At 69.9% G+C, this 5,075-nt stretch carries 6 protein-coding genes; 4 read left to right on the top strand and 2 right to left on the bottom strand.

What is annotated here, in order from left to right; genetic code table 11:
• The first annotated feature begins 564 nt into the window (after window positions 1-564).
• The 4 genes from ACXJKR_RS23915 (at window position 565) to ACXJKR_RS23900 (ending at window position 2,692) form a co-directional block, all read left to right on the top strand.
• Window positions 565-1,428, top strand: coding sequence for a TolB family protein (locus tag ACXJKR_RS23915; protein ID WP_457324935.1), 864 nt, complete (start codon window positions 565-567; stop codon window positions 1,426-1,428).
• Window positions 1,425-1,877 (top strand): RidA family protein, encoded by a 453-nt coding sequence (locus ACXJKR_RS23910; RefSeq protein WP_457324934.1) that lies wholly within the window; start codon window positions 1,425-1,427, stop codon window positions 1,875-1,877. The genes ACXJKR_RS23915 and ACXJKR_RS23910 overlap by 4 nt, the downstream gene beginning before the upstream one ends.
• A 194-nt stretch (window positions 1,878-2,071) precedes the next feature.
• Window positions 2,072-2,422 (top strand): PRC-barrel domain-containing protein, encoded by a 351-nt coding sequence (locus tag ACXJKR_RS23905; RefSeq protein WP_056191319.1) that lies wholly within the window; start codon window positions 2,072-2,074, stop codon window positions 2,420-2,422.
• Window positions 2,423-2,494: 72 nt separating this feature from the next.
• The gene (locus ACXJKR_RS23900) at window positions 2,495-2,692 is read left to right on the top strand and encodes a hypothetical protein (protein ID WP_457324933.1); all 198 of its coding nucleotides are present in this window, start codon (window positions 2,495-2,497) and stop codon (window positions 2,690-2,692) included.
• On the opposite strand, the gene eutC is transcribed toward ACXJKR_RS23900, so the two are convergent.
• Both eutC and ACXJKR_RS23890 read right to left on the bottom strand, forming a co-directional pair.
• A complete protein-coding gene (gene eutC, locus ACXJKR_RS23895) occupies window positions 2,689-3,483 on the bottom strand; it encodes an ethanolamine ammonia-lyase subunit EutC (protein ID WP_457324932.1) in 795 nt (264 codons plus the stop codon). The genes ACXJKR_RS23900 and eutC overlap by 4 nt on opposite strands.
• A 73-nt stretch (window positions 3,484-3,556) precedes the next feature.
• Window positions 3,557-4,927, bottom strand: coding sequence for an ethanolamine ammonia-lyase subunit EutB (locus tag ACXJKR_RS23890; RefSeq protein ID WP_457324931.1), 1,371 nt, complete (start codon window positions 4,925-4,927; stop codon window positions 3,557-3,559).
• Window positions 4,928-5,075: the final 148 nt, after the last annotated feature.

Here is a 5,075-nt window from a genome sequence, read left to right as displayed (position 1 = left end):
GGCCTGGGCACCTCATCGGGTTTGGGCGGTGGCGGCACTTCCTTGCGGCAGGCGGTYAGGCCAGCCACGGCGACCAAGACGGCCGCGGTCAATTGCTGAAATCTCTGTCGGGGCGGCATTTCGGAATCGGGCCAATGTGACCCCGACACTATGGGCGACCCGCTGCGGCCGCGCCGTCGGCGGCCGGACCGTCCGGTTGTAGGTCTGCGCCGACCAGGGCCTGTTAACGCTACGGCAATGGGTCGCGAAGGCTCGCTGCCAGGAGCCAATCAAGGCGCAGCACGCCGCCCGCACTGATGTGCGGGCAAGCGGTGCAACGCCGAGTGGCCCCTGGCGACGGGCCTTCCCGAAGGGTTGAGGCCAGAAAGGCCGCGCGCGGCGTTGCAAGTGCTCGCCGGGTGGCCAACCCGGCTCCGCTTTGCGCCTTGCTCGCGGCCTTTCTGGCCTCAACGCGACCCATTGCCGTAGTGTTAGCAGGCCCTCGTCCCCGGAATCCGCGATGCGAAAGGTCAGGCCGGGCTTGTGGGCGCAACACTGCCACCGACCTGACATCGAAAGACCGCCATGAAGGTCCTGCTGGCCCTCGCCATTGCCGCCACCGCCGCAAGCGCCCCCTCGCGATGGACGCCCGAGCGCGTCTCGACCGACCAGTACGAGTCCTCGCCGAGCTTCGCCCCCGACGGCCGCACGATGATCTTCATGCGCGCCAACCCGCAGTTCTCGGCCTACCGCCTCATGCAGTCGAGCTGCGGCCCGCGGGGCTGGAGCGAGGCCGTGCCCCTGGGCATCGCGGCGCCGCTGCCTGCCAGCGAGGCCGACCCCTTCATCACGGCCGACGGCCGCCAGCTCTGGTTCGTGTCCAACCGGCCCTTCCCGGGCAAGCAGGGCGACGACCTGGACATCTGGGTCGCCGACAGCGACGGCCGCGGCGGCTGGGGCGCGCCCCGCCGCCTGCCCGAACCCATCAACTCGGCGCAGTCCGAGCTGCTGCCGCGCCGCCTGCCCGATGGCCGCCTCTTCTTCGGCTCCGAGCGGCCTGGCGGCCTGGGCGGCAATGACGTCTACGTGGCCACGCCCCAGGCCGACGGCGGCTGGCGTGTCGCCAACCTGGGAGCGCCGCTGAACACGCCGAGCAACGACTACGAGGTGGAGCTGTCGCGCGATGGCAGCCAGGCCGTCGTCGTGTCCGACCGCGAGGGCCGCTCCCATCTCTACCGCTTCGCGCGCAGCGGCGACGGCTGGCGGCCCCTGGGCGGGGTGCCGGCGCGCGATGATGTCTTCCAGGTCGGCCCGCTGCTGTCGCCCAAGGCCGACCGGCTGCTGTTTGCCCAGGCCGACGGCAAGCGCTCGGGCGAGTTCTTCGTCATCGACCTGCAAGCCGGCGCCGACCCCTCCTGGCCGCCGGCCTGCCCCGGGAGCAAGCCATGAATATCACCCGCCGCACGCTGGCCCTGGGCCTGGCGACAACGACCACCACCGCAGGAGCCGCCATGGCCAAGACCCGCGCCATCAATGCCGCTGAAGCGCCCGCCCCGTCGGGCGGCTATGCCCAGGCCCTGGAACTGCGGGCGCCGTCGCGCCTGCTCTTCATCAGCGGCCAGATCCCTGTCGACAAGGCGGGCGCCGTGCCCAAGGACTTCGCCGCGCAATGCCGCCTCGTCTGGGCCCACATCGACGCCCAGCTGCGCGCGGCCGGCATGACGCTGGACCACCTGGTCAAGGTCACGACCTATCTCGGCGACCGCAAACACGCCCTGGAGAACTCCGCCATCCGCCGCGAAGTGCTGGGCACGCGCAGCCCGGCGCTGACGGTGCTGATCGCCGGCATCTACGACAGCGACTGGCTGCTGGAGATCGAGGCCATCGCGGCCGAGTGACGCCAGGCATGGGTCCCGCTCAGGGCAGATCTGTGTGGACGCCGCCGGTCGGCCGGTTCCTACACGGGCTGGGCGCCTAGCCCGACTGTCAGGCCCCGCCATAACAAGCATATTCAACACATGGTGCACAGCACCTGGCGGAGCGGGTTAAAGCCTGCCCCGTGACCCGTGTTCAACTTTCCAGGAGTTCCATCATGGCCAGCGTCACTCCCACCATTTCTTCCTCCAAGGTCGAAGGTACCAAGGTCTACAGCCCCAGCGGCGACAAGCTCGGCTCCATCGACGACCTTGTCATCGACAAGAAGTCCGGCCAGGTGCGCTACGCGGCGCTGGAGTTTGGCGGCTTCCTTGGCATGGGCACCGACCGCTACCCCCTGCCCTGGGATCAGCTGAAGTACGACACCAGCAAGGACGGCTATGTCGTCAACGTCGACAAGGCGCAGCTGGAGCGCGCACCGCGCTACCCCAGCGACGAAACGCCCACCTACAACGACGAGTACGGCCGCAAGGTCTATGACTACTACGGCTCGACCTGGTGGATGTAAGCAAGCCCTTGCCGCTTGCTGATCGAAGGGGCGGCACTACYGCCCCTTTTTCATTGAGCTCCGGAGGCCCCCATGCCTGACCCGACCCGCACACCTCCCATTCCGCCGGAGCCCGTCGCTGCCGCCCCGGCACCTGTCGACATCGAACGACCCACCGCCAAGCAGCGGCCCGCACGCGACGTGAAGAACGGCGCTTTCGATGATTCCGTGGCTGGTGAGGAAGACCCCGGCGCGGGCATCGACACGATGACGCCCAGGCCGGGTCGCTAACCGCCCAACAGGCGCATCAGCGGTGCCGCCGTCGCCGCGTGCGGCAGGCCGCGTTCATCCTCTTCATCCTTGAGCCCAATACCGCTCACTTGCCGTGATCGCGCAAGGCGTAGCAGCGCGTGCAGCTTGGCCGCGGCCGCTGGCGGTGGCAATCCTTCGGGGCGCACGTTGGAGATGCAGTTGCGCTCGGCATCCGCCAGCCCGAGGTGCGGTGCCCAGCTGAAATAAACGCCCAGGCTGTCCGGCGCGGACAGCCCCGGCCGCTCGCCGATCAGCACCACGACACAGCGCGCGTTCAGTAGCGCGCCGATCTCGTCACCAAGAGCCACGCGAGCCTGCGTCGCGACGACCGGCGGCGCCCAGGTCCAGTTACCTTCCCCCAACAGCTGCTCGCGCAGTGCCGTGAAGAGCGGCGGGGCCTGGCGCTGCAGGGCCAGCGCCGACAAGCCGTCCGCCAGCACGAAGGCGAGGTCGCTTGCCGGTGCGTTCAAATCCTGCAGCATCTGGACATCGTTCTCATCGAGCCGCCGGCCGAGGTCGGGCCGCTGCAGATAGCTCGCCCGGTCCATCGCGCGGCTTTGCACGCGCAGCGGCGCCTCGCCCAAAGCGCGCAGCCCGGCCAGCAGCGCCTGAGCGTCCAGCGGCGCATGCACCGCATCGCGCGCCTCGGCATGCGCCTGCTGAAAGGCGAGGTGGGCCGTGGTCGGCACGCTGATGCCGGCGCGGCCCAGGCCGATGCGCGCGGCCGTGTAGCGGCGCAGGCGGGCCCAGGGTTGCTCAATGACGCTCACTGGTGCACCCTTCGGCCTTCGGCCTGTCCCGCCAAGCGGGAGCGAGCTTGCTTGGGGCGGCCCGGCACGGCGCTCACGTCTGCTCCAGCAAGGCCGCAAAACGCGCTGGCAGCCCAGCCGCCAGCCGCGGCACGTCACCGGCCTCGAAGATGCCCATGCGCTGCAACCAGGCCTCGAACTCCGGCGCCGGGCGCAGGCCCAGCAGGCGGCGCATCGCCAGCGCATCATGAAAGCTCGTGCTCTGGTAGCCCAGCATGATGTCGTCCGAACCCGGCACGCCCATGATGTAGTTGCAGCCAGCAGCGCACAGCAGCGTGAGCAGGCTGTCGACATCATCGACATCGGCCTCGGCATGATTGGTGAAGCAGACGTCGACGCCCATGGGCAGGCCCAGCAGCTTGCCGCAGCAGTGGTCTTCCAGGCCGGCGCGCAGGATCTGCTTGCCGTCGAACAGATACTCCGGGCCGATGAAGCCGACCACGCTGTTGACCAGCAGCGGCTCGAAGCGCCGCGCGACGGCGTAGGCGCGGCACTCCAGCGTCTGCTGGTCGCAACCATGGTGGGCGCCGCTGGACAGCGCGCTGCCCTGGCCGGTCTCGAAGTACATCACGTGACGGCCGCCGCGCTTGAGCGCCAGCGCCGCCTGCCGGGCTTCTTCCAGCAACGCCAGCGTGATGCCGAAGCCGCGGTTGGCGCCCTCGGTGCCGGCGATGGACTGGAACACCAGGTCCACCGGCGCGCCGCGCGCCATCGCCTCGAGCGTCGTCGTCACATGCGTCAGCACGCAGCTCTGCGTCGGGATTTCGTGGTGGGTGATGACGGCGTCCAGCATCTGCAACAGGCGCATCACCTGCGGCAGGTTGTCCGTCGCGGGGTTGATGCCGATGACCGCGTCGCCCGCGCCCATCAGCAGGCCGTCGAGCAGGCTGGCGGCGATGCCGGCCTCGTCGTCGGTCGGGTGGTTGGGCTGCAGCCGCGTGGCCAGGCGGCCGCTCAGGCCAATGGTGCTGCGGAACTGCGTCACCACCTCGCAGCGGCGCGCGATCAGCATCAGGTCCTGCACGCGGCAGAGCTTGCTGACGGCGGCGGCCATCTCGGGTGTCAGGCCCGGGGCGATCTGCGCCGGGTCGACGGCATCGGCCAGCAGCGCGTCGCGCAAACCGCCCACCGTCAAATGCGAGATCGGCGCGAAGGCGGCCGCGTCATGCGTGTCGACGATCAGCCGCGTGACCTCGTCGCTCTCGTAGGGCACGACGGCTTCGTTCAGGAAAGTCGTCAGCGGCAGGTCGGCCAGCGCCTGCTGCGCAGCCACCCGCTCGCGCGCCGTCGCCGCGGCCACGCCGGCCAGCTCGTCCCCCGAGCGCCGCGGGCTGGCGCGGGCGAGCAGGGTGCGCAGGTCCGCGAAGCTGTAGCGCTCGCCGCCGAGGGTGTGCGTGTAGGCCATGGCTAGGGCCTGTTGGCACTGCGGGGATCGGTGCGAGAGGGTYTGCGCGGGTGCAGGGCTAGACGCCACGCCGAAGCCCGGGCTTCTCGCCCGGGCAAGGCGTGCAACAACGGCATGCGCCCGCGCAGACCCTCTCCCGAAGGGTTGT

Source organism: Roseateles sp. P5_E11 (genome assembly GCF_054049355.1).
The sequence above is the reverse complement of the archived record's forward strand: the minus strand, read 5'-3'. Positions and strand labels throughout refer to the sequence as shown.